Below are 22,774 nucleotides of genomic sequence, written 5' to 3' on the forward strand. Positions count from 1 at the left end.
TCAGTCCAGGTCAGTCCAGGTCGTCGTGCTGCATCAGCCGCCGCCCGGCCTCGGTGACCGACCCGGACAGCGACGGGTAGATCGAGAACGTGTGGGCGAGGTCGCCGACGGTCAGGTTGTTCTGCACCGCCATGGCCAGCGGGAGGATGAGCTCGCTGGCCACCGGCGCCACGACCACCCCGCCGATGACGACGCCCGTCGCCGGCCGGCAGAAGATCTTCACGAAGCCCTCGCGGAGCCCCGACATCTTCGCGCGCGGGTTGGTGCCCAGCGGCATGATCACCTCGCGGGCCGAGAACTCGCCGCTCTCGACCTGCGCGTGGCTGATGCCGACCGTCGCCACCTCGGGGCGGGTGAACACCGCCGAGGCGACCGTCTTGAGCCGCAGCGGGGACACGCCCTCGCCCAGCGCGTGCCACATGGCGATGCGGCCCTGCATCGCCGCGACCGAGGCGAGGGGGAGCAGCCCGGTGCAGTCGCCGGCGGCGTAGACGCCGGGGACGTCGGTGCGCGAGACGCGGTCGACCGCGATGTGCCCGCTGTCCTGCAGCGCCAGACCGATGTTCCCGGCGCCGAGGTCGCCGGTGTTGGGCACCGACCCCACGGTCATCAGCGCGTGCGAGCCCTCGACGTCGCGACCGTCGGTGAGCGTGACGCGCACGCCGTCGGAGGTGGCCACCACCTTCTCGGCGCGCGAGCGCGGCTCGATGCGCACCCCGCGCTCGGTGAAGACCTCCTCGAGCGTCGCCGCGGCGTCGGGGTCCTCGTGCGGGAGCACCCGGTCGCGGCTGGAGATCAGCGTCACGGGGACGCCGAGCTCGGCGTATGCGGACACGAACTCGGCCCCGGTGACACCGGACCCGATGACCACGAGGTGCTCGGGCAGCGTCTCCAGGTCGTAGATCTGGCGCCAGGTGAGGATGCGCTCGCCGTCGGGCTGGGCGTCGGGCAGCACGCGCGGGGAGGCGCCGGTCGCGATGAGGGCGACGTCGGCGGTGACGGTCTCGGTGCTGCCGTCGGGGTGGGCGATGCACACGTCGTGGGTGGCGCTGCTGCGGTCGCTCTCCTTGAACCAGGCGCGCGCCTGGACGACGCGCACCCCTGCCGACTGCAGCGTCGCGTGCACGTCGGCCGACTGGGCGAGGGCGAGCCCGCGGACGCGGCCGTTGACGCGCGGCAGGTCGACCCGCGGGTCGTCGACGTCGACGCCCATGTCGGCGGTGTGCCGGAAGCCGGCCCGGACGCCGGCCGAGGCGATGAAGGTCTTGGACGGCACGCAGTCGTACGCCACGCAGTTGCCGCCGAGGCTGTCCTGCTCGACGACCGTGACGTCGGCCTCGTGCTGGGCGGCGACCAGCGCCGCCTCGTACCCCGCCGGTCCTCCGCCGAGGATGACGATGCGGGTCATGGTGGTGGTTCCCTCCTGTGTCGTCGTCCTCCATCGTCCACGACGGGGACGACGCACGCGTGCCGATCGCGTTCCGGGCACCGCCGGGCGCGGGCCCGGGCCCACGCCCGCTCCTCCTGGCTACCCTGTCCGCCGTGCCGCTCTACGCCGCGTACGGATCCAACATGGACCCCGCACAGATGATGCAACGGGCTCCCCACTCGCCCATGTCGGGCACGGGCTGGCTCGAGGGCTGGCGCCTGACCTTCGGCGGCGAGGACTTCGGGCTCGAGGGGGCCCTGTCCACCGTCGTCGAGGACCCGTCGTCGCGGGTGTTCGTCGTGCTCTACGACGTCAGCCCGCTCGACGTCGACCAGCTCGACCGCTGGGAGGGCGGCGAGCTGGGGATGCACAAGAAGCTGCGCCTGCGCATCCAGACGATGGACGGGCCGCAGCTCGCGTGGGTCTACGTCCTCGACGCCTACGAGGGCGGGCTGCCCTCGGCGCGCTACATCGGCGTGCTCTCCGACGCCGCCGAGGCCGCCGGCGCGCCCGACGACTACGTGCAGTCCCTGCGCGAGCGGCCCTGCCGCTCCGTCGGGCCGGGGCCGGGCTCGGAGCTGTGAGCCCCGGACGGCGACCCGTGTCCCGGGGACACGGGTCGCCGTCGTGAGAGCTCAGCTCTGGTAGCCCGCCCGGCGCAGCGCCTCGGCCATCGCGTCGTTGGTGGGCGCGGGACGCCGGTCGCGGTTGCCCTGCGGACGACCGCCCTGGCCGCCCTGGCCCCCGCGCTTGTCCTGACCGCGCTTGTCCTGACCACGCTTGTCCTGACCACGTCCGCCGCCCTGGCGCTCGCCGCCGTCCTGGGGGCGTCCGCCACGACCGCCGCCGCGGCCGCCCTGGCCCTCGCCGCGCTGTCCCTGGCCACGCTGTCCCTGGCCCTCCCCGGGACGCCCGCCACGCCCGCGCCCGCCACGGCCACCGCGCCCGCCCTGGCGCTCGCCGGTCTCGGCCGGCGGCGTCTCGGCCGCCGGCGCCGCCGCGGGGGCCGCCGCCGGGGCCTCGCTCGGCGTCCCCTGCTTCGGGCCGCGTCCCCGGCCGCCGCGCCCGCGCCCGCCGCGGCCGCCGGCCCGTCCTCCCTCGCGCGGCCCGGCGCCCGCGGTGTCCTCCTCGTCGAGCCGCAGCGTCAGCGAGATCCGCTTGCGCTCCACGTCGACGTCCAGGACCCGCACGCGCACGACGTCGCCCGGCCCGACCACCGCGCGGGGGTCGGAGACGAAGTCCTTGGACATCGCCGAGATGTGCACGAGGCCGTCCTGGTGCACACCGACGTCGACGAACGCGCCGAACGCGGCCACGTTGGTGACCTGGCCCTCGAGGACCATGCCCGGCGTCAGGTCGGTGATCTGCTCGACGCCCTCGGCGAACTCCGCGGTGGTGAACTCGGGGCGCGGGTCGCGGCCCGGCTTGTCGAGCTCGGCGATGATGTCGATCACCGTCGGGCGCCCGAAGCGCTCGTCGGTGAAGGCGTCCGGGTCGAGCCCGGCCAGCACCGCGCTGTTGCCGACGAGGCCCTCGACGTCGGTGTGGGTGGACTCCACGATCCGGTGCACCACCGGGTACGACTCGGGGTGCACCGCCGAGCGGTCGAGCGGGTCGTCGGCGCCGGGAATGCGCAGGAAGCCCGCGCTCTGCTCGAAGGCCTTGGCGCCCAGGCGCGGCACCTCGCGCAGCGCGGTGCGCGACGCGAACGGGCCGTGCTCGTCGCGGTAGCCGACGATCGTGGTCGCGAGCCCGGCGCTGATGCCCGACACGCGGCGCAGCAGCGGGGCCGACGCGGTGTTGACGTCGACGCCGACCGCGTTCACGCAGTCCTCGACGACCGCGTCGAGCGAGCGCGACAGGGCCGTCCCGGCGATGTCGTGCTGGTACTGGCCGACCCCGATCGACTTGGGGTCGATCTTGACGAGCTCGGCCAGCGGGTCCTGCAGGCGCCGGGCGATCGACACCGCGCCGCGCAGCGACACGTCGAGGTCGGGCAGCTCGGCGGAGGCCTGCTCGGAGGCGGAGTACACGGACGCGCCGGCCTCGGACACGACCGCCGCGGTGAGCCCGAGCCCGGGCTCGCGGGCGATGAGGTCGCGGACCAGCGCGTGGGTCTCGCGCGAGGCCGTGCCGTTGCCGATGGCGACGAGCTCGACGCCGTGCTCGCGCGCCAGCTCGCCGAGGCGGGTGCGAGAGGCCTCCCACTGCCGGCGCGGGACGTGCGGGTGGATGGTGTCGGTGGCGACGACCTTGCCGGTGCCGTCGATCACCGCGACCTTCACGCCGGTGCGCAGCCCCGGGTCGAGGCCCATCGTCGGGCGCGCCCCGGCGGGGGCGGCCAGCAGGAGGTCGCGCAGGTTGCCGGCGAACACCAGCACCGCGCCCTCCTCGGCGACCTCGCGCAGGCGCACCCGCAGGTCGACGACCAGGCGGGACAGGATGCGCGTGCGCCAGGCCCAGCGCACGGCCTCGCCCAGCCAGCGGTCGGCGGGACGCCCCCGGTCGGCGACGCCCACCGCGTTCGCGATGCGCGCGAGGTACACCTCGTTGATGGCGCTCTCGTCGTCGTCGGCGGCCAGCGGGTCGAGGGTGAGCGCGAGGACCTCCTCGGTCTCGCCGCGCAGCACGGCGAGGATCCGGTGGGAGGGCAGGCGGGTGAACTTCTCGTCGAAGGCGCCGTAGTCGGAGAACTTCGCCGCCGCGGTGTCGCCCTCGCCGCCCCGGCCCTCGCGGTAGGTGGCGGTGAGCCGCCCGCGGCGCCACATCTGCTCGCGCAGCTCGCCGACGAGGTCGGCGTCCTCGGCCCAGCGCTCGACGAGGATCGCGCGGGCGCCCTCGAGGGCGGCGTCACGGTCGGGCACGCCGTGGTCGGGGTCGACGTAGGCGCCCGCGGCGGTGCGCGGGATGTGCGTCGGGTCGGTGAGCAGCGCGTCGGCCAGCGGCTCGAGCCCCGCCTCGCGGGCGATCGCGGCCTTGGTGCGCCGCTTGGGCTTGAAGGGCAGGTAGACGTCCTCGAGGCGGCTCTTGGTCTCCGCGCCCAGGATGCGCGCCTCGAGCTCGCCGTCGAGCTTGCCCTGCGAGCGCACCGACTCGAGCACGGCGGCGCGGCGCTCCTCGAGCTCGCGCAGGTAGGTCAGGCGCTCCTCGAGCGTGCGCAGCTGCGCGTCGTCGAGCCCGCCGGTGGCCTCCTTGCGGTAGCGCGCGACGAACGGGACGGTGGCCCCGCCGTCGAGCAGCTCGACCGCGGCCGACACCCGGCCCTCGGCGACCCCGAGCTCGTCGGCGATGCGCCGCGTGACCGGGGGCAGCACGGGAGTGGACACAGGGGACGCTTCGCCCGCGGGTCCGCCCTCGGGGGCCGGCGCGTCCGTGGCGGTCACCGTCGCATCGCTCACGGGCGCCATCGTGCCCGACGGGCCCGACGGCGTGCGACGGCATACCGCCTCCGGCGCGGCAGCTCCGCAGGCTCCGTGCCGCCCGATCCTGTCGTCAGCCGCCGAGCGAGGCGAGCGCAGCGTGCACCAGCGTCCGCACGCCGACGGGCAGCGCACGCTCGTCGAGGTCGAACGTGGGCTGGTGGATGTCGGACATCTCACCGACCCCCGACCAGACGCCGAGCCGGCCCATCGCGCCCGGCACGTGCTCGAGGTACCAGCCGAAGTCCTCGCCGCCGCTGGACTGCGCGGTGTCGACCGCGGCGGCCGGGCCGCCCGCGCGCTCCGCGGCGCGGGCGAGCAGGTCGGCCGACACGGCGTCGTTGACCACCGGCGGCACGCCGCGGCGGTGCTCGAGGACGTACCCGACGCCGGTGGGGGCGAGCAGCGCCGTGACCAGCGAGCGCACCAGCGGCTCGAGATCGTTCCACGTCGCGTGCTCGGCCGTGCGCAGGGTGCCGGCGAGCATCCCCTGCTGGGGCACCGCGTTCGCCGCGTGGCCGGCCTGGACGGTGCCCCACACGAGCACGGTGCCCGAGCGGGGGTCGACCCGGCGCGAGAGCAGGTCGGGCAGGCCGGTGATGACGGTGCCCAGCGCGTGCACGAGGTCGGCGGTGAGGTGCGGGCGCGAGGTGTGCCCGCCCGGCGAGGTCAGGCGCAGCTCGAGCATGTCGCACGCCGAGGTGATCGCCCCGGTGCGGGTGCCGACCTTGCCGACCTCGAGGCGCGGGTCGCAGTGCAGCGCGAAGATGCGGTCGACACCGTCGAGCCCGTCGGCGGCGATGACGTCGAGCGCGCCGCCGGGCTGCACCTCCTCGGCGGGCTGGAAGATCAGCCGCACCCGGCCGGGCAGCGACGGCGCGGCGGCCAGCGCGAGGCCGGCGCCCAGCAGCATCGCCGTGTGCGCATCGTGACCGCACATGTGCGCGACGCCGGGCACGCGGGAGGCGTACGACGCGTCGGTGTGCTCGGTGAGCGGCAGGGCGTCGAGGTCGGCGCGCAGGGCCACCGTGCGGGGCCCGTGGCCGATGTCGCAGACCAGACCGGTGCCGGGCAGCAGCCGGGGCGCCAGGCCCGCGGCGGTGAGCACCTCGGCGCAGAGCCGGGTGGTCTCGAACTCGCGTCGGGCCAGCTCGGGCCGGGCGTGCAGCGCCCGGCGCCAGCCCACCACGTCCCCGGCGTGTGCGGCGAGCCAGCCGTCGATCCACTCCGGGCCGTTGCCGGCGCCGAGGTCGGCCACGGGGGCAGACGTCACGCGCGGCTCCGCCAGAGTCATCGAACACACCTCCCGTGTCGGGCCCGTGATGAGTCCGACTGTCCGGCCCAGCATGCCTGCGCCGGACGGCGGTTGTGGACGATCGAGCCCCCGCGGCGCCGAGGGGTCGCGATCGCGCTGTCGGCGGCGACCTGTGTCACCCCCTGAGCCGACGAACGGCCGGTCTGCGCAGGTCACCGGCGTGCCGGGCCGCTGCCCGGCGCTCGCTGGCCGTCCGGCGCAGCCGATCTGACACCGGGTACCCCGGGGGCGACCCGCCCAACGGTCGACGTTGCCATGATGGTCGGGTGAGCCCCGCACCCACCGACGCGCCCGGCCCCCGCCGGATCGTCGGTCGCTACCGCCTCGAGCACGAGCTCGGTCGCGGCGCCATGGGCACGGTGTGGTCGGCGTACGACGAGGTGCTGCACCGCCCGGTCGCGGTGAAGGAGGTGCGGCTCTCGTCGGTGCCGGTCAACGAGCGCGCGATCGTCCGCGAGCGCACGCTGCGCGAGGCCCGCGCCACGGCGATGCTCAGCCACCCCAACGTCGTCACCCTCTACGACGTCGTCGAGGTCGCCTCCGAGCCCTACGTCGTCATGGAGCTGCTGCCCTCGCGCAGCCTCGCCAGCTACATCGGCGAGCGCGGCCGGCTGACGCAGCCCGAGGCCGCCGAGATCGGGTCGGCGGTCGCCTCGGCGCTCACCACGGCGCACCGCGCCGGCATCACCCACCGTGACGTCAAGCCCGGCAACGTTCTGATCGGCGAGAACGGGCAGATCAAGCTCACCGACTTCGGCATCGCGCGCAACGCCGCCGAGCAGTCGATGACCCAGACCGGCACGGTGCTCGGCTCGCCGCCCTACATCGCGCCCGAGGTGGCGATGGGGCGCGCCGTCGGGCCGGCCGCCGACCTGTGGGGCCTGGGCGCCACCCTCTTCGCCTGCCTCGAGGGGCGGCCGCCGTACGACGCGGGTGACCCGGTCGGCACGGTCACCGAGGTCGTGCACGGCGACGTGCCGGTGCCCGCCGGCCGCGGCCCCGTCGTCGACGTCATCCGCGGGCTCATGGTCAAGGACCCGGCGCTGCGCATGCCGCTGGCCGCCGTGCGCCGCCGCCTGCGCCCGCTGCTCTCCGACCCCGAGGGCCCCGTCCTCGCGGTGTCGTCCGCCCCGCGCACGGCGGCGTTCCGCGTGCCGCGCCCGGGTCCCGCCAGCGACCAGGCCGGGCTCATCCCCGCCTCCTCCTCCCGGGGCCCGACGGGCACGCTCGCCGACGGCACCCCGGTCGCCCCCGAGCAGCCGCCCCGCCCCCGACCGACCCCGGGTCCGCGGACGGGCCCGGAGACGCCGGTGGCCCCGGAGAAGGCGGCGGCGCCGGAGAAGGCGAGCGCGGAGGCGCCCGCCGTCGAGACGCCGGAGGAGGCGGAGCCCGAGAAACCCCGGAAGTCAGCGGACGCGTCCTCGGGACCGGTCGCCGGTGTCGCCGCCGCCGCGGCCGTCGCGGGCGCCGCCGCCACGTCTGCCGATTCGACCGGCGGGGCCGACGAGAAGCCCGCCACCGGCGAGTCCGCGACGGCGACCGAGGAGCCCGCGGCGGCGGCCGGGTCCACCGCCGCGGCCGAGCCCGGCGACGAGGACGAGGCCGAGGAGCAGGCCGTCGTCGGCGGCCCCGCGGCGTCGACCGACGGCGACGCCGCCGAGGAGAGCGCGGTCGAGGAGTCGGCGCCCGAGGCCGCCGAGGAGGCCGCCGAGGAGAAGGTCACCGAGGAGAAGGCCGCCGAGGAGGAGACCGCCGACGAGGAGGCCGAGGCCGGCGAGGACACGGCGCCCGAGGCGTCCCGGGCCGGCAACGAGGACGACGGGGTCGCGGAGCCCGCCGGTGAGGACGCCGGTGAGGACGCCGGGGCGGGGCCGGACGAGGCCACCGGCGAGGCGTCGGACGAGCAGTCCGCCGTCGAGACGGCCGCCGAGGAGACGGCCGCCGACGAGGAGCCCGCCGAGGAGACGGCCGCCGACGGCGAGCCCGCCGAGGAGCCGGCCGACGGGAAGCCGGCCGGGGAGGAGCCCACCGCCGAGGAGCCGGCGGACGAGCCCGGCGAGAAGCCCGAGACCGGCACGAGCAGCGGGAACGGGCGCGGCCCCACCACCCCGTCGTCGTCCCCGAAGCGTCTCCCGCCGCCGTCGGACGCCGAGACGACGATGGTCGGGCCGCGGCTGTCGACGTCCGAGGACGTCACGCGCACCGTGCGCCGCCCGCCGCTGCCGCCGCGCACCGGCCCGCCGACCGGGGCCCGCTGGACCCCGCCCGCCGGCGCGCCGGCGCCCGGCTGGCGACCGGCACCCCCGCGCCCCGCGGCGACCGGGATGGGCACCGCCGGCACGCCCGGGCAGCTGGCGCCGGACCCGGGCCCGCTGCCGTTCACCCCGACGCCGCGGGCCCCGGCGCCGCGCCGGTCGCCGTGGGCGGTCGCCGCCGTGGTCGCGCTGCTCGTGCTCATGGCGGCGCTCGGGGCGGTCGGGGCCTACGCGCTCACCCGCTCGCTGGCCGGCCAGGGCGCGCTGGCGACGACGCTGACGCCGTCGGGACCGGAGGTCGCGGGCACGGTCCTCATCGCCCACGCCGACACCGACGAGCGCTACAGCGGCACCGGCCTGGGCTTCAGCGCGCTCGTGCCGGCCGGGTGGCAGCAGTTCCGCCTCGAGCAGGCGGGCGGCGACGTCACCGTGCGCTTCGTGTCGCCCGACGCCCAGCGCGAGCTGCGCGTCGACCGGGTCGCCGGCTTCTACCCGTCACAGAAGGCCGCGGACTACCTCGCGCTGCTCGCACGGCCCGCGAGCCTGGGCGTCGACGGCAGCTCCGTCGGGCCGGTCGAGGACGTCGGCGCCGCCGCCCCGGGCGCGGAGCCGCCGCAGCAGACCGTCTACCGCACGACGTCGGGCCCCGACGACCGCACGACCTGGACGCGGCTGGTGCCGTCGGGCACCGACCTGTGGGTGGTGCGCCTGACCGCGCCGAGCACCGACCCGGTCGGCGCCCCCGAGCAGTTCCGCGCCGTCGCCGACAGCTTCGCCGTGCCCCCGCCCGAGGGCCCGCGGTGACCGGCACCGAGATCCTCGCCCCCGAGCCGCCGCCCTCGCCCGAGGAGGCCGCGGCCGAGCTCGCCCGCCGCACCGGGGCCCTGACCCACGACGTCGCGGTCGTCCTCGGCTCGGGCTGGCGCCCGGCCGCGGACGCGTTCGGCGAGCCCGTCACCGAGGTCCCGTTCACCGACCTGCCCGGCTTCGCCCCGCCCGGCGCCCCCGACCACGCCGGCGTCGCGCGCTCGGTGGACGTCGGCGGGCGCCGCGTGCTCGTGCTGCTCGGGCGCACCCACCTCTACGAGGGCCACGGGCCCGCGCAGGTCGTGCACCCGGTGCGCACCGCCTGCGCCGCCGGCGCCCGGACGGTGGTGCTGACCAACGCCGCCGGGGGCATCGATCCGTCCTACGCGGTCGGGCAGGCGGTGCTCGTCGCCGACCACCTCAACCTCACCGCGACGTCGCCGCTGGTCGGGCCGGCGTTCGTCGACCTGACCGACGCCTACGACCCGGGGCTGCGCGCCCTGGCCCGCGCGATCGACCCCGACCTGCCCGAGGGCGTCTACGCCGGCCTGCGGGGCCCGCACTTCGAGACGCCCGCCGAGATCCGGATGCTGCGCACGCTCGGCGCCGACCTCGTCGGGATGTCGACCGTGCTCGAGACGATCGCCGCGCGCGCCGCGGGGGCGCGGGTGGCCGGGGTGGCGCTGGTGAGCAACCCCGCCGCGGGCACCACCGACGACGCGATCGACCACCTCGCGGTCATCGACGCGGTGCACGCCGCCGCTGCCCGCACCGGGGAGCTGCTCCACCGGCTCGTGCGCGCCGCGCTGGAGGAGACGCCGGCCCCGTGACCCGGCTGCTGGTGGTGCACCACACGCCGTCGCCGACGCTGCACGAGCTGCTCGCCGCGGTGCTCGAGGGCGCGGGCACCGACGAGATCGACGCGGACATCGAGGTCGTCAGCCGCCCGGCGCTCACCGCGGGCGCCGCCGACGCCCTGGACTGCGACGGCATCGTGCTGGGGACGCCGGCGAACATCGGCACCATGTCCGGGGCGCTCAAGCACTTCTTCGACCAGGCCTACTACCCCTGCCTCGACCAGACCGGCGGGCGGCCCTTCGGCCTCTACGTGCACGGCGGCTCGGACACCGCGGGCGCCGTCCGGGACGTCCTGAGGATCACGGGCGCGCTGGGGTGGGAGCAGGCGGCGGAGGTCTGCGAGGTCACCGGGGCCGTGGGCGCCGCCGAGCGCGAGGCGGCGTGGGAGCTGGGCGCCACGGTCGCGCTCCGCGCCGTGGAACGGGTCGCCGACTAGCAAGATCTCAGACTTCGGAGCGAATGCTCCGCTGAGCGGAGCGCTCGCTCCACGAATCAGGATCTCGCCGGTCGGCGCGATGGATCCGTGGCGCCGACCGCTGCGTCGAACCCCGCATGACCACCGAAACACAGCGCACGGAGTTCCGCCGGCTCATCCGTCGCCAGCACGGGGTGCTGAGCCTCGAGCAGGCGAAGGCGGCCGGCTACACCCGGCAGGCCGTGGCCCGTAAGGTCGCCCAGAAGGCGTGGTTCCCGGCCGGGCCGCGGACCTACCAGATCGCCGAGCACGCCAGGACGCCGCGATCGTGCGCCGTCGCCACGCTGCTGTCGCTGGGCCCGGACGCGACGCTCGTCGGGGACTCGGCGGCGTGGTGGTGGGGCCTGCTCGACACCGCTCCCACCCGGACCCGGGCGGCCGTGCCCCCGGACCGCCGACCGCGTCCACGCGATGACGTCGACGTCGTCCGCCGCGCGATCGCTCCCGCCGACCGGGTCCGTGTGTCCGGGATCGCCGTGACGGCCCGGGCCCTCACGGTGCTCGACGCCGCCGCTGTCCTCGGGCTCGACGCGGGCGCCGAGGTGGCCGACCGGGCGCTGCAGAAGGAGATGGTGACCGTCGAGAAGCTGCGCGAGACGCACACACGGACGGCAGGACGCCGCGGCACCACGATCGGCGGCGAGATCATCGCCCTCGCGGCGGGCGGCGCCGCGTCGTGGGCGGAGCGGACGCTGCACACCGAGATGCGCGCGGCCGGCGTCGTCGGCTGGTCGGCCAACACCGAGATCGTCCTCCCGGGCTACGGGCGCGCCCTCGGGGACGTGGTGTTCGAGGAGGAGAAGGTGATCGTCGAGGTGGACGGCTGGGCGTACCACCGCGACCTGCGCGCCTTCCTGCGCGACGGCCCCCGCCAGTCCGCGCTCGCCGCGGCCGGCTGGGTCGTCCTGCGCACCCACTGGTACGAGCTGCGCGGGCAGCCCGCGGTCTTCCTGGCCCGGCTCGTCGAGACCCTGCGCTCGAGATCCTGATGCGAGGAGCGAACGCTCCGCTGAGCGGAACGTTCGCTCCGCAGACCGAGATCTTGCCCCACGGACGGGCATGGGCGGGCGCCCGAGAGCGTTGGGCGAGGCATGACGTCGCGAGCCGTGCAGTACCGCCACTTCGGAGGGCCGGAGGTCCTCGAGGTCGTCGAGCGCGAGGACCCGGTCCCCGGCGAGGGGCAGGTGCGCCTCGCCGTGCGCGCCGCGGCGGTGAACCCGCTGGACTGGAAGCTGCGCACCGGCGCGATGGCGGGCACGCCCGCGCCGCCGGAGCCGCAGGTGCCGGGCTACGACGTGGCCGGCGTCGTCGAGGCGGTCGGCGAGGGTGTCACCGACCTGGCCGTGGGCGACGAGGTGCTCGGCAAGGCCCCCGGCGCCTACGCCGAGAAGGCGGTGGCGAACGCCGGGTCGCTGGTCCGCAAGCCCGAGGGGCTCTCGTGGGAGGTGGCGGCCTCGCTCCCGGTGGTCGTCAGCACGGCCTACCGGGCCCTCGACCAGCTCGGGCTCGGCGAGGGCGACCACACCGGCACCACGCTGGTCGTCGACGGCGCGTCGGGCGGGGTCGGCGTGTACGCCGTGCAGCTCGCCGTCGCCCGCGGCGCGACCGTGGTCGGCACCGCGAGCGCGGGCCACCAGGACGACGTCCGCGCGCTCGGGGCGACCCCGGTGGTGTACGGCGAGGGCCTCGTCCAGCGGGTCCGCGAGCTGGCCCCGCAGGGCGTCGACCTCGCGTTCGAGACCGCGGGCAAGGGCGCGCTGCGCGACCTCGTCACGCTGGTGGGCTCCCCGGAGCGGGCCATCACGATCGCCGACTACGCGGGCGCCCAGGAGCTCGGCGTCGTGTTCACCTCCGGGGGCGACCCGGCCGACGAGCGCCGCTGGCTCGCCGACGCGCTCCCCCGCATCGTCGACGGCCGCTTCCGCACCACCGCCGTCGTCACCTACCCGCTCGAGGAGGCCGGGCGGGCCCAGGACGACAACCAGCACGGCCGCGTCTCCGGGAAGCTGGTGCTCGTCCCCTGACTCACCCCTTGGCCCGCACCGCCGCGTCGTAGAGCGCCTTCGTCGAGACGCCGTGGGCCTCCCCCACCTCGCGGGCGGCGTCCCGGAGCCGGCGCCCGTCGGCGACCAGCCCGAGGACCTCCGCCGCGAGGTCCCCGGGCTCCGGCGTCACGGGGGTCGCGCCCGCCAGCACCACGGTGATCTCGCCCAGGGGCTCGGTCGCCCACGCGAGGAGCTCGGCGAGCGTCCCGCGCACGACCTCCTCGTGGGTCTTGGTGAGCTCGCGGCAGATGGCGCCGCGCCGCTCCCCGCCGAGCTGCGCCACCGCGGCCTCCAGCAGCGACCGCAGCCGCCGCGGCGACTCGAAGAACACGACGGTCCGCCGCTCGGTGGCGAGCTCGGCGAACCAGGCCCGGCGCTCGCCGTCCTTGCGCGGCGCGAACCCCTCGAAGCAGAACCGGTCGGTGGGCAGCCCGGACACCGCCAGGGCCGTCAGCACCGCCGACGGGCCCGGCAGGCACCGCACGGCCAGCCCGGCCTCGAGGCAGGCAGTGACGGCCCGGTAGCCGGGGTCGGACACGCTCGGCATCCCGCCGTCGGTGACGAGCAGCACGGTCGCGCCGCCGCGCACGTCCTCGACCAGCCCGGGGGTGCGCGCCGTCTCGTTGTCCTCGCGGAACACCACGACGCGCCCGCCGACCGTGACGCCGAGGTCCGCGGCGAGGCGCTTGAGCCGCCGGGTGTCCTCGGTGGCGACCACGTCCGCGCCGGCCAGGGCGTCGCGCAGGCGCGGCGAGGCGTCCGCGGGGTCGCCGAGCGGGACACCACCCAGCAGGAGGACCCCGTCCGGACCACCGGATGACACCGCAGGCACGACCGAGACCATACGATCGGTGCCCGTGACGGCCACCATCGCGCGCCCCGCACCGCCCGGCGGGCCCGCGCGGCCGGCGCCGCAGGACGCCCCGGCCGTCGCGCAGCTGCTCGGCCGGCCGATGCCCACCGACCGCCTCCGCGGCTGGGTGGTGGCGCTCGTCCTCACGGTGGTCGGCGGGATCGTCCGCTTCTGGGACCTCGGCTGGCCCACCGACCAGGGCACGCCGATCTTCGACGAGAAGCACTACGTGCCCCAGGCGTGGCAGGTCCTGCGCAACGGCGGGTACGAGGACAACCCCGGCTACGAGCTCGTCGTCCACCCGCCGCTGTCCAAGCAGCTCATGGCGGTGGGCCAGTGGGTCTTCGGCTACGACCCGGTGGGCTGGCGCGCGGCCTCGGCGCTCGTCGGCACGCTGTGCATCCTGGTGATCATCCGCGTGGCGCGGCGGATGACCCGCTCCACGCTGCTCGGCGGGCTGGCCGGCGTGCTGCTCATCGCCGACGGCGTCAGCCACGTCTCCGCCCGCGTCGGGATGATCGACATCTTCCCGGCCCTGTTCGTGCTGCTCGCGTTCGCGGCGCTGCTGGTCGACCGGGACGACGTGCGGGCCCGCCTCGCGGTCGTCGTCGCCGAGGGCCGCATCGCCGAGACCGTCTACGGGCCCCGCCTCGGGGTGCGCTGGTGGCGCCTCGCCGCCGGCGCGTGCCTGGGGCTGTCGCTCGCGGCGAAGTGGTCGGGGCTCTACTACATCGTCTTCTTCGGCCTCCTGCTCCTCGGCTTCGACGCCGCGGCCCGGCGCGCGGCCGGCGTCGCCCGCCCCTTCGTCGGGACGCTGGTGCGCGACGTCGCCCCCGCCGCCTGGGCCTTCCTGGGCGTGCCGGTCCTCTGCTACCTCGCGAGCTGGCTGCCGTGGATCGCGAGCGAGACGGGCACCGACCGCCACGCCGTCGGCCAGCAGCTGCCGGTCGGCGGGCCCTTCGGCTTCCTGCCCGACTGGCTGCGCGGCCTGGCCTACTACAGCACCAAGGTCCTCGAGTTCCACGCCACGCTCGACACCCCGCGCGGCTCGCCGCATCCGTGGGAGTCGAAGCCCTGGACGTGGCCGATGGGCCTGCGACCGATGCTCTACTACTACGAGTCGGGCACCGCCGAGCTCGGCTGCGGCTCGCCCTCGTGCGTGTCGGCGGTGATGCTCATCGGCACGCCCGCCCTGTGGTGGGTCTCGGTGCCGGTGCTCGGCTGGTCGATCTGGCGCGTCGTGACGGCCTTCGACTGGCGCCACGTCGCGGTGCTCGTCGGCTACGGCGCGGGCTTCCTGCCGTGGTTCACCAACCTCGACCGGCAGATGTACTTCTTCTACATGACCCCGGTGGCGCCGTTCCTGGTGCTCGCGGTGGTGCTGGCCCTCGGCGAGTTCCTCGGGCGCCGCGAGCAGGGGCTGGAACGCCGGCGCACGGGCACGCTCGTCGTCGGCGTCTACACCGGCCTCGTCGTCGCCAACTTCGCGTGGCTGTGGCCGATCCTCGTCGGGACGTGGATCACCGCGGACCGCTGGAACGCGGAGCTGTGGCTGCCGTCGTGGCGGTGAGGGCAGCGGCGATCACGGCCGGCGGGCCGTGACCAGCCACGCCGCCGACCCCAGCGTCACGCCCTCCGGGCCCTCGTGCGCGGCCAGGATGGCGCGCAGGGCCTCGGTGCGGCGGTCGCGCTCGGCGGGCGGGAGGTCCGCCAGCATCCACCCGAGCAGGCCGAGCACGAACGCGCTCGCCTCCCCGGCGTCGCGTCCGTAGACCTCCGGCTCGGCGAGCCCGTCGAACGCGACGTCGGTGAACCCCGCGGCCGTGAGCAGCTCGCGCACGTGGTCGGGGTCGCCGAGCGAGAACGGGCCGGGCTGTCCCGGCGGCGACGGCGGCAGCTCGCGCCCCGCGAGCGTGCGGGCGAACACCTGGATCCACTCGTTGCGGTCCGCGGGCTGCCAGGTCAGCAGGGTCAGCCGCCCGCGGGGGCGCAGCGCCCGCGCCAGGTTGGCGAACGCGACGTCGGGGCGGCCGAAGAACATCGCGCCGGTCCGGCTGATCACCCCGTCGAACCCCGCCGTCGCGAACGGGTGCACCTGGGCGTCGGCCTGCGCGAAGCGCGCGTTCGGGAGACCCTCGGCCTCCGCCGTGGCGCGGGCGACCTCGACCATGCGGGCGGAGAGGTCGACGCCGAGCGCCGCCCCGTCCCCCGCCGCGCGGGCCGCCGCGCGGGTGGTCAGGCCGGTGCCGCACCCGACGTCGAGCACGCGGTCGCCCGGTCCGACGTCGGCCGCCGCGTGGAACGCGGGCTGGTAGCGGGCCAGCGCGGTGTCGAAGCGGTCGGGGTGGGCCGCCCAGTAGGCGCCCTCGGTCCCGTCCCAGGCCTGCGCCTGGGCCTCGTTGCTGGGGTCGACGTTGGTGGGGTCGACGGTCGTGGTCGTGGTCATCGCGGTTCTCCGATACTCTCTTGGGGAGTATTACGGTCGTCCCCAGGGGAGTACATGTCAAGCCCACGCCTGACCAGCACGTCCTACGCCGTCCTCGGACTGCTCGGGGTCCAGCCCTGGAGCACCTACGAGCTGACCCGGCAGATGGACCGCAGCCTCGGCCGGATGTGGCCGCGCGCGGCGAGCAAGCTCTACGAGGAGCCGAAGAAGCTGGTCGCGCACGGCTACGCGTCCGCCGCCACCGACACCGTCGGGCGCCGGCCGCGCACCGTGTACTCGATCACCGAGGAGGGCCGGGCCGCCCTCGCGCGCTGGCTCGCCGAGCCCGGGGAGGGCCCGGTGCTGGAGTTCGAGGCGCTGGTGAAGCTCGGGTTCGCCGAGCACGGCACGCGGGAGGACGCGCTGCGCACGGTGGCCGCGGCCCGCGCCTGGGCCGCCGAGCGCAACGTCGTCAACCGGGAGGCGGCCCGCGACTACGCGGCCGGCGAGGGCCCCTACCAGCACCGCGCCGCCCAGGGGATGATCGCCGGGGCGTTCTTCACCGATCTCTACGCGATGGTCGCGCGCTGGGCCGACTGGGCCGAGGAGCAGATCGGGACCTGGCCCGAGGACCCGGGCGAGGCCGTGGCCGACCGGCGTGAACTGGAGGAGATCGCCCGGCGGGCGGACTGGTGAGGCCCGGGCCCGAAGAGAGAAGCCGGACGGAGAGCAAGGGTGGAGCTGAGGGGAATCGAACCCCTGACCTACTCGATGCGAACGAGTCGCGCTACCAACTGCGCCACAGCCCCTGGTGCGACGCCGACTCTATCAACGCCGCGGATCAGTCCGGGACAGCGGGTCAGGCTCCCGCCGCCCGGCGGTACCCGTAGGTCCGCTCGCCGTCGAGGTCGTGGAACGCGGGGTCGTCGTCGGTGTCGTCGACCAGCTCCATGTCCTCCGGCACCGGCGGCGGGGGCGTGCGCGGCGCCGCCCAGCGGGGCGCCTCGTCCCGGTCCTCGTCCTCGTCGTGCTCGTCGGCGAGCTCGTCGTCGTGGGCGTCGTACTCCCCGTCGATCCAGTCGGCGTCGCGGTAGGCGGCCATGCGCTCCTCGTGCGCGGCCTGGCGCTCCCGTCGGGCCTCGAGCGCCCGGCGCTCGCCGGACAGGCGGGCGGCGCGGCGTGCCCGCACCTCCTCCTCGATGCGGGTCTGGCGGCGCAGGAAGACGAGGTAGCCGATGAGCAGGACGTCGGCGACGGCGTGCAGCCACCACATCGCGCTCGACACCACGAGCGCCGCGAGCGCGGACAGGACCGCGACCGCGATCAGCCCGATCGCCACGCGCTGGCGGAACGCGTAGCGCGCGTGCGCCGCGGCGGCCGCGGCGTCGGGGTCGAACCCGCCCCGCCCGGGCCGGTAGGTCCGCAGCTCGCGGGACGGTTCGGGGTCGTGCTCGTCGAGGTCCTCGAGGTCCTCGAGCTCGTCGAGGTCCTCGTCCTCGAGGTACTCGTCCTCGAGGTCGTCGACCTCCTCGGGCTCCTCGTGCGCGGGTCGGCGCAGCACCCGCTCGCGACCGACGACGCGGGTGGGCTCGTCCGCGGGGGCCCGGTCGTCCCGGTCGTCCTCGTACTCGTCCAGGTCGTCGCGCTCGGCGTCGAGGTCGAGCTCGGCGTCGAGGGCCTCCTGCGTCTCGTCGGCGCGCTCGGCGAGGGCCGTGCCACCGCCCGTCACGGATCCGGTGCCGGTCGACGCCGCCGCACGCTCACCGCGGGCGCGTCCGTCCGTCTGCACTGTCGCCACGGGGACCTCCTCGATCAGGGATGCTCCGGCCGTCCTCGGCAGCACCCGTGCACTCAGATCGACGTCCGCGGGACGCGGGACCATCTGGCGGCGGCGGGCGACGACGGGGACGAGCACCACCAGCCACGCCAGGACCAGGGCCGCGAAGACGACCGAGCTCGGCACCGCAGACCTCCCACCCCGGACGACCGCGACGGCCGGATCCGGCTCGTCGCAGGCGCCACGCTAGTCACACGAGTCCCGCGCGCCCCGCAGTTGACGCGGCGTGTCGTGTGCGAGCGGTGACGAGATCCCTCCAGTAGGGGAACCCTGACCCCGGGCGTTCGGGCCTGATACCACTCGACCGGATGGCGCGCCAGGCTCGACCTCTAGGCCGTGTGGGTGCGAGTTCACGCGCGCTCGGCACGACCGGCCCGCAGCAGGCGCCCGACGAGGCCGTCGGGCAGCACGTCCTCCTCGGTGACCGCGAGGACGAGGTGGTCGCGCCAGTCGCCGTCGACCTCGAGGTAGCGGCGCAGCAGCCCCTCCTCGCGGAACCCGAGCTTGGCGAGCACCCGCAGGCTGCGGGCGTTCTCGGGCCGGACGGTCGCCTCGACGCGGTGCAGCCCGACCCGGGCGAAGCAGTGGTCGACGGCGAGCGCCACGCCCGCGGTCGCCGCGCCACCGCCCGCGACGTGCGCGCCGATCCAGTAGCCGACGTAGGCCGACAGCAGGGGTTCGCGCACGACGTTGCCGATGACGACCTGGCCGGCGAAGTCCCCGTCGACGAGCAGCGCGAACGGCAGCGCCTGCCCCGCCCGGCCCATCGAGCGCAGCGCGGCCCAGCGCGCGGGCCACTCGACGAGCGCGTTGCGCTCCGCCCACGGCCCCGGCAGCGTCGGCTCCCACGGCGCGAGGTGCTCCTCGTCACGCAGCCGCGTCCGCGACCACGCCGCGCCGTCCCGCAGGCGGATCGGGCGCAGCTCGACGACGCCCGCCGGGACGCGCAGCGCGCGGGTGCGGGCGGGCCAGCCGGGGTGGCGACCGGTCGGACGGGCGCCGCCCCACGGGGGCCGGCCCACCTCAGCCGCCCACTCAGGTACGCGGCGCGAGGAACGACACGCGCACGGGGGCGTCCATGCCGATCTCGGTCGTCTCCTCGTCGACGACGATCAGCGCGTTCGCCTCGGCGAGCGACGAGAGCAGGTGCGAGCCCGAGCTGCCCAGCGGCTGGGCGAGGTACTCGCCGGTGGCGCGGTCGCGCAGCAGGCGCCCGCGCACGTAGCTGCGCCGCCCGGGCGGCGAGCTGACCGGCGAGAGCAGCGCGGCGGTGACCTCGCGGCGGTGCAGGTCCTGCTTGCCGAGGGTCAGGCGGATGAGCGGGCGGACGAGCACCTCGAACGCGACGAGCGCCGAGACGGGGTTCGCCGGCAGCAGGAACGTCGGGATCTCCTCGCTGCCGAGGCGCCCGAAGCCCTGCACGGAGCCGGGGTGCATGGCGACCCGCGAGATGTCGACGGGCCCGAGCTGGGCGAGCGTGTCCTGGACGTCCTCCCCCAGCTGCCCGCCGACCCCGCCGGCGATCACGACGATCTCCGAGCGCGCCAGCGCCGACGCGACCGCCTCGCGCAGCGCCGTCGGCTCGGTCGAGGCGATGCCCAGGCGGGTGACCTCGGCGCCGGCGTCGGCGGCCGCGGCGGCCAGGGCGTAGGAGTTGACGTCGACGACCTGGCCGGTGCCGGGCGTGCGGTCCAGGTCGACCAGCTCGTCGCCGACGGCGAGCACCGACACCCGCGGGCGCGGGTGCACGAGGACCTTGGTGCGCCCGACCGCGGCCAGCAGGCCCACCTGGGCGGGGCCGACCGCGGCGCCCCGCCGGACGGCCACGTCGCCCGGCGACACGTCCTCGCCGACCCGCCGCACCCAGGCCGCCGACGGCACCGGGGTCTTGACGGTCAGGCGCGCGCGGTGCCCGGTGGCCCGGCTCGCGGGGTCGTCGGCGGCGTCGGTGTGGTCGTGCGGGGCGACCGCGTCGGCCAGCGTCGGCAGCGGCGCACCGGTGGCCACGCGCACGGCCTGGCCGGGCTGCAGGCGGTGCGCCTGGCGGGACCCGACGGCGACCTCGCCGACCACGGGCAGCTCCACCGGCTCGTCGGCCGCCGCCAGCACGTCGACGCTGCGGACCGCGAACCCGTCGACGGCCGCCTGGTCGAAGCCGGGCAGGGCCCGGTCGGCCACGACCTCCTCGGCGCAGAGCAGGCCCTGGGCGGAGGAGATGTCGACGCGGATGGGGGCCGGGCGGACCGCGGCGTCGAGCACGCGGCGCAGCTGGGCCTCGACCGTCCTCATCGGGCTCGCCTCCACATGGCCCCATCGTCCTACGCCGGGCGTGCCGCGGCGGGTACCGACGCGCCCGACACCGCGGGTCGGTCCGACACGGCCGTTCGGGACGATGGCGGCATGTCCTACGTCGACGACGCCCTGGCCGCCCTCACCGCGCGGGACGCCCACCCCGCCGAGGTCGAGGCCTTCCGCCGCCGCCTCGAGCAGCTCGCCGACCCGGAGAGCGCCGTCCTGCCCGGCGAGGAGCTCGCGCCGGTCGACGACCTGCCGACGCTCGACGGCCTGCCCGAGCCGTCCGACGAGGACGCGCGCCGGGCTCTCGACCGGCTCGCGGTGATCAAGCTCAACGGCGGGCTGGGCACGAGCATGGGACTCGACGGGCCGAAGTCGCTGCTCGAGATCAAGCCGGGCACGAGCTTCCTCGACGCCGTGGCCGTGCAGACCCTGGCGCTGCGCGAGCGCCACGGGGCCCGGCTGCCGCTGCTGCTCATGAACTCGGAAGGCACGCGCGAGCCGTCGCTGGCCGCCCTGCGCCGGCACGCGGGGCTCGAGGACGACGACCTGCCGCTGGACTTCCTGCAGGGCTCCGAGCCCAAGCTGCGCACCGACGACCGGCGGCCGGTGTCGTGGCCCGCCGACCCCCGCCTCGAGTGGTGCCCGCCGGGCCACGGCGACCTGTACACGGCGCTGGCCGCGTCCGGCGCGCTCGAGAAGCTGCTCGCGGCCGGGGTGCGCTGGTGCTTCGTGTCGAACTCCGACAACCTCGGGGCGATCCCCGACGTGCGGATCGCCGCGTGGATGGCCGCCGAGCAGGTGCCGTTCGCGCTGGAGGTCGCCCGGCGCACGGCGATGGACCGCAAGGGCGGGCACCTGGCGTCCCGGGCGGGCTCGCTGGTGCTGCGCGAGACCGCGCAGGTCCCCGAGGGCGACGACTCGTTCACCGACATCGAGCGCTTCTCGTACTTCAACACCAACAACCTGTGGTTCGACCTCGAGCACCTGCGCGCACTGCAGGAGGCGGACCCGGCGGCGCCGTACCTGCCACTGATCGTCAACAAGAAGACGGTCGACCCCACCGACAAGTCCTCGACGCCGGTGCTGCAGCTCGAGACGGCGATGGGCGCGGCGATCGGGTCGGTCGAGGGCGCGCGGGCGCTCGAGGTGCCGCGCACCCGGTTCGCGCCGGTCAAGACCACCGACGACCTGCTCGTGGCGCGCTCGGACCTCTACGACCTCACCGAGGACGGGCGCATGGTGCCCACTGGCACGGCGCCGGTGGTGAAGCTGGACAAGGCGGAGTTCGGGATGCTCGGCGACTTCGAGCGCCGCTTCGCCGGCGGGGCGCCGTCGCTGGCGCGGGCGACGTCGCTGACGGTCTCCGGGGACGTCGTGTTCGGCGCGGGCGTCGTCGTCGAGGGCGACGTGACGGTCGAGGGCCCGCGGCACGTCGGGGACGGCGAGACGCTGCGGGGATGACCACCAAGGCCGCGCTGCGGCGCTCGTTGCTGGCCGCGCGCCGGTCCCGGTCGCCCGAGGCGCGCCGGGCCGACGCCGCCGCGCTGGCCGCCGGGCTGCCGGCGGTGCTGGAGGGCGTGGACGACCCGGTCTGCCTGTTCGTCGCGGTCGGCGGGGAGCCCGGCGGGCCGCCGGTGCTCGAGGCCGCTCGCGCGCTCGGGCGCCGGGTGCTCCTGCCCGTCACGGTCGGCGCCGCGCCCCTGGACTGGGCGCCCTACGACGGCCCCGGGTCGCTCGGTCCCGGCCCGCACGGGTTGCGCGAGCCCACCGGGCCGCGGCTGGGGCCCTCGGTGCTCGCGCAGGCCGGCCTGGTCGTCGTCCCGGCGCTCGCCGTCGACCACCGGGGCGTGCGCCTGGGCCGCGGCGGCGGGCACTACGACCGCTCGCTGCCCCTCGCCGGCCCGCACACGCGCCTCGTGGCCCTGGTGGGCGACGACGGCCTCGTCGCCGACGACCTCCCCGACGAGCCCCACGACGTCCGCGTCCACGCCGTCTGGCGCCCGTCGTCCGGGGTGACGTGGTTGTCAGCCTGGCGGCCACGCTGACGTCCAACGTCAGGAAAGCCCCCATCCCGGCCCGTGGCCGCGATTCCTGGAGCCGTCCCACTTCGGAACAGCCGTGACGCTGTCGGTGTTGGCACTCTCATAGCGCGAGTGCCATCTACACTCTGCGCGGACATCACGACCCCCGCGCGGGGGCGGACGACTTCAGGAGTGCACGTGCCGACCTATCCCTACGCCTGCACCGCCTGCGACCACCGCTTCGAGCAGGTCCAGGCGTTCTCCGACCCGTCGCTGACCGAGTGCCCGGTGTGCGGCGGGCGGCTGCGCAAGGTGTTCTCGTCGGTCGGGATCGTGTTCAAGGGCAGCGGCTTCTACCGCAACGACGCCCGCAACGGCTCCGGGTCGTCGGAGAAGGTCTCGTCGTCGTCCTCGTCGGAGTCGTCGTCGGGCTCGGGCGAGTCGTCGGGCTCCGGGGACGCGAAGGGGTCGAGCGAGTCCAAGAGCACCGCGGACTCGGGATCGTCGGGCTCGTCCAGCTCGTCGACGGCCGGTTCCTCGAGCTCGTCGAGCACCTCGGCGAAGTCGGCCTGAGCGGCCGGGAGAGCGAGGGGTGGTCCAGGACGCCGACCCCGAGTCGGCGTCCCGGACCTACCTGACGCCCACCCGCTCCCCAGCGGTCGGCGTCGAGGGCCTCACACCATGGAAGACGGATCGGGAGACAGAAAGGTTGCCGATTCCCTCACACATCACCCCAA

At 76.0% G+C, this 22,774-nt stretch carries 19 protein-coding genes and 1 tRNA gene; 11 read left to right on the plus strand and 9 right to left on the minus strand.

From position 1 onward, the window contains the following. Positions 1-10: 10 nt before the first annotated feature. Positions 11-1,408: an NAD(P)H-quinone dehydrogenase gene (locus ACFPK1_RS18405; protein ID WP_378022383.1), complete on the minus strand. Its 1,398-nt coding sequence runs from the start codon at positions 1,406-1,408 to the stop codon at positions 11-13. Between the two features lie 134 nt (positions 1,409-1,542). Here ACFPK1_RS18405 and ACFPK1_RS18410 point away from each other — a divergent pair, with 134 nt between their 5' ends. After that, positions 1,543-2,013, plus strand: coding sequence for a gamma-glutamylcyclotransferase family protein (locus ACFPK1_RS18410; RefSeq protein WP_378022384.1), 471 nt, complete (start codon positions 1,543-1,545; stop codon positions 2,011-2,013). A gap of 51 nt (positions 2,014-2,064) precedes the next feature. On the opposite strand, the gene ACFPK1_RS18415 is transcribed toward ACFPK1_RS18410, so the two are convergent. Both ACFPK1_RS18415 and ACFPK1_RS18420 read right to left on the minus strand, forming a co-directional pair. Then, the gene (locus ACFPK1_RS18415) at positions 2,065-4,755 is read right to left on the minus strand and encodes a Tex family protein (protein WP_378022421.1); all 2,691 of its coding nucleotides are present in this window, start codon (positions 4,753-4,755) and stop codon (positions 2,065-2,067) included. 166 nt (positions 4,756-4,921) lie between these two features. Beyond that, positions 4,922-6,142, minus strand: coding sequence for an amidohydrolase (locus ACFPK1_RS18420; protein WP_378022385.1), 1,221 nt, complete (start codon positions 6,140-6,142; stop codon positions 4,922-4,924). 287 nt (positions 6,143-6,429) lie between these two features. Between ACFPK1_RS18420 and ACFPK1_RS18425 the strand changes: the two genes are divergently transcribed. The 5 genes from ACFPK1_RS18425 to ACFPK1_RS18445 all read left to right on the plus strand — a co-directional run bounded on the left by ACFPK1_RS18425 (position 6,430) and on the right by ACFPK1_RS18445 (position 12,582). Then, entirely contained in the window at positions 6,430-9,222 is a 2,793-nt protein-coding gene (locus tag ACFPK1_RS18425; protein WP_378022386.1) for a serine/threonine-protein kinase, read from the plus strand. Then, positions 9,219-10,055, plus strand: coding sequence for a purine-nucleoside phosphorylase (locus tag ACFPK1_RS18430; RefSeq protein WP_378022387.1), 837 nt, complete (start codon positions 9,219-9,221; stop codon positions 10,053-10,055). The genes ACFPK1_RS18425 and ACFPK1_RS18430 overlap by 4 nt, the downstream gene beginning before the upstream one ends. Beyond that, positions 10,052-10,519, plus strand: a complete 468-nt coding sequence (locus tag ACFPK1_RS18435) for a flavodoxin family protein (protein WP_378022388.1) — start codon at positions 10,052-10,054, stop codon at positions 10,517-10,519. The genes ACFPK1_RS18430 and ACFPK1_RS18435 overlap by 4 nt, the downstream gene beginning before the upstream one ends. Positions 10,520-10,635: 116 nt before the next feature. Continuing rightward, the gene (locus ACFPK1_RS18440) at positions 10,636-11,547 is read left to right on the plus strand and encodes a DUF559 domain-containing protein (RefSeq protein ID WP_378022389.1); all 912 of its coding nucleotides are present in this window, start codon (positions 10,636-10,638) and stop codon (positions 11,545-11,547) included. Between the two features lie 102 nt (positions 11,548-11,649). Continuing rightward, positions 11,650-12,582: an NADP-dependent oxidoreductase gene (locus tag ACFPK1_RS18445; RefSeq protein WP_378022390.1), complete on the plus strand. Its 933-nt coding sequence runs from the start codon at positions 11,650-11,652 to the stop codon at positions 12,580-12,582. A 1-nt stretch (position 12,583) separates the two neighbouring features. Here the strand turns inward: ACFPK1_RS18445 and rsmI are convergent, their stop codons facing one another. After that, the gene (rsmI, locus tag ACFPK1_RS18450) at positions 12,584-13,435 is read right to left on the minus strand and encodes a 16S rRNA (cytidine(1402)-2'-O)-methyltransferase (RefSeq protein WP_378022391.1); all 852 of its coding nucleotides are present in this window, start codon (positions 13,433-13,435) and stop codon (positions 12,584-12,586) included. A gap of 25 nt (positions 13,436-13,460) precedes the next feature. On the opposite strand from rsmI, the gene ACFPK1_RS18455 reads away from it, so the two are divergent. After that, complete coding sequence (locus tag ACFPK1_RS18455; RefSeq protein ID WP_378022392.1) at positions 13,461-15,026, plus strand: dolichyl-phosphate-mannose--protein mannosyltransferase; 1,566 nt, start codon at positions 13,461-13,463, stop codon at positions 15,024-15,026. Between the two features lie 12 nt (positions 15,027-15,038). Here the strand turns inward: ACFPK1_RS18455 and ACFPK1_RS18460 are convergent, their stop codons facing one another. After that, positions 15,039-15,902, minus strand: coding sequence for a class I SAM-dependent methyltransferase (locus ACFPK1_RS18460; RefSeq protein WP_378022393.1), 864 nt, complete (start codon positions 15,900-15,902; stop codon positions 15,039-15,041). Between the two features lie 54 nt (positions 15,903-15,956). Between ACFPK1_RS18460 and ACFPK1_RS18465 the strand changes: the two genes are divergently transcribed. Then, entirely contained in the window at positions 15,957-16,577 is a 621-nt protein-coding gene (locus ACFPK1_RS18465) for a PadR family transcriptional regulator (protein ID WP_378022394.1), read from the plus strand. Between the two features lie 40 nt (positions 16,578-16,617). On the opposite strand, the gene ACFPK1_RS18470 is transcribed toward ACFPK1_RS18465, so the two are convergent. The 4 genes from ACFPK1_RS18470 to glp form a co-directional block, all read right to left on the minus strand. Beyond that, positions 16,618-16,690: transfer RNA gene (locus ACFPK1_RS18470), tRNA-Ala, on the minus strand. A 50-nt stretch (positions 16,691-16,740) separates the two neighbouring features. Beyond that, the gene (gene sepX / locus ACFPK1_RS18475; RefSeq protein WP_378022395.1) at positions 16,741-17,844 is read right to left on the minus strand and encodes a divisome protein SepX/GlpR; all 1,104 of its coding nucleotides are present in this window, start codon (positions 17,842-17,844) and stop codon (positions 16,741-16,743) included. Between the two features lie 224 nt (positions 17,845-18,068). After that, positions 18,069-18,740 (minus strand): GNAT family N-acetyltransferase, encoded by a 672-nt coding sequence (locus ACFPK1_RS18480; protein WP_378022396.1) that lies wholly within the window; start codon positions 18,738-18,740, stop codon positions 18,069-18,071. Positions 18,741-18,753: 13 nt separating this feature from the next. Then, the gene (glp, locus tag ACFPK1_RS18485) at positions 18,754-20,007 is read right to left on the minus strand and encodes a molybdotransferase-like divisome protein Glp (protein ID WP_378022397.1); all 1,254 of its coding nucleotides are present in this window, start codon (positions 20,005-20,007) and stop codon (positions 18,754-18,756) included. A 111-nt stretch (positions 20,008-20,118) separates the two neighbouring features. On the opposite strand from glp, the gene ACFPK1_RS18490 reads away from it, so the two are divergent. The 3 genes from ACFPK1_RS18490 to ACFPK1_RS18500 all read left to right on the plus strand — a co-directional run bounded on the left by ACFPK1_RS18490 (position 20,119) and on the right by ACFPK1_RS18500 (position 22,610). Next, a complete protein-coding gene (locus tag ACFPK1_RS18490) occupies positions 20,119-21,477 on the plus strand; it encodes a UTP--glucose-1-phosphate uridylyltransferase (RefSeq protein WP_378022398.1) in 1,359 nt (452 codons plus the stop codon). After that, the gene (locus ACFPK1_RS18495; RefSeq protein WP_378022399.1) at positions 21,474-22,061 is read left to right on the plus strand and encodes a 5-formyltetrahydrofolate cyclo-ligase; all 588 of its coding nucleotides are present in this window, start codon (positions 21,474-21,476) and stop codon (positions 22,059-22,061) included. Before ACFPK1_RS18490 ends, ACFPK1_RS18495 begins: the two co-directional genes overlap by 4 nt. 174 nt (positions 22,062-22,235) lie before the next feature. Next, positions 22,236-22,610, plus strand: coding sequence for an FmdB family zinc ribbon protein (locus ACFPK1_RS18500; protein WP_378022400.1), 375 nt, complete (start codon positions 22,236-22,238; stop codon positions 22,608-22,610). Positions 22,611-22,774: the final 164 nt, after the last annotated feature.

Source organism: Actinomycetospora rhizophila (assembly GCF_042657905.1).
Lineage (GTDB): Bacteria > Actinomycetota > Actinomycetes > Mycobacteriales > Pseudonocardiaceae > Actinomycetospora > Actinomycetospora rhizophila.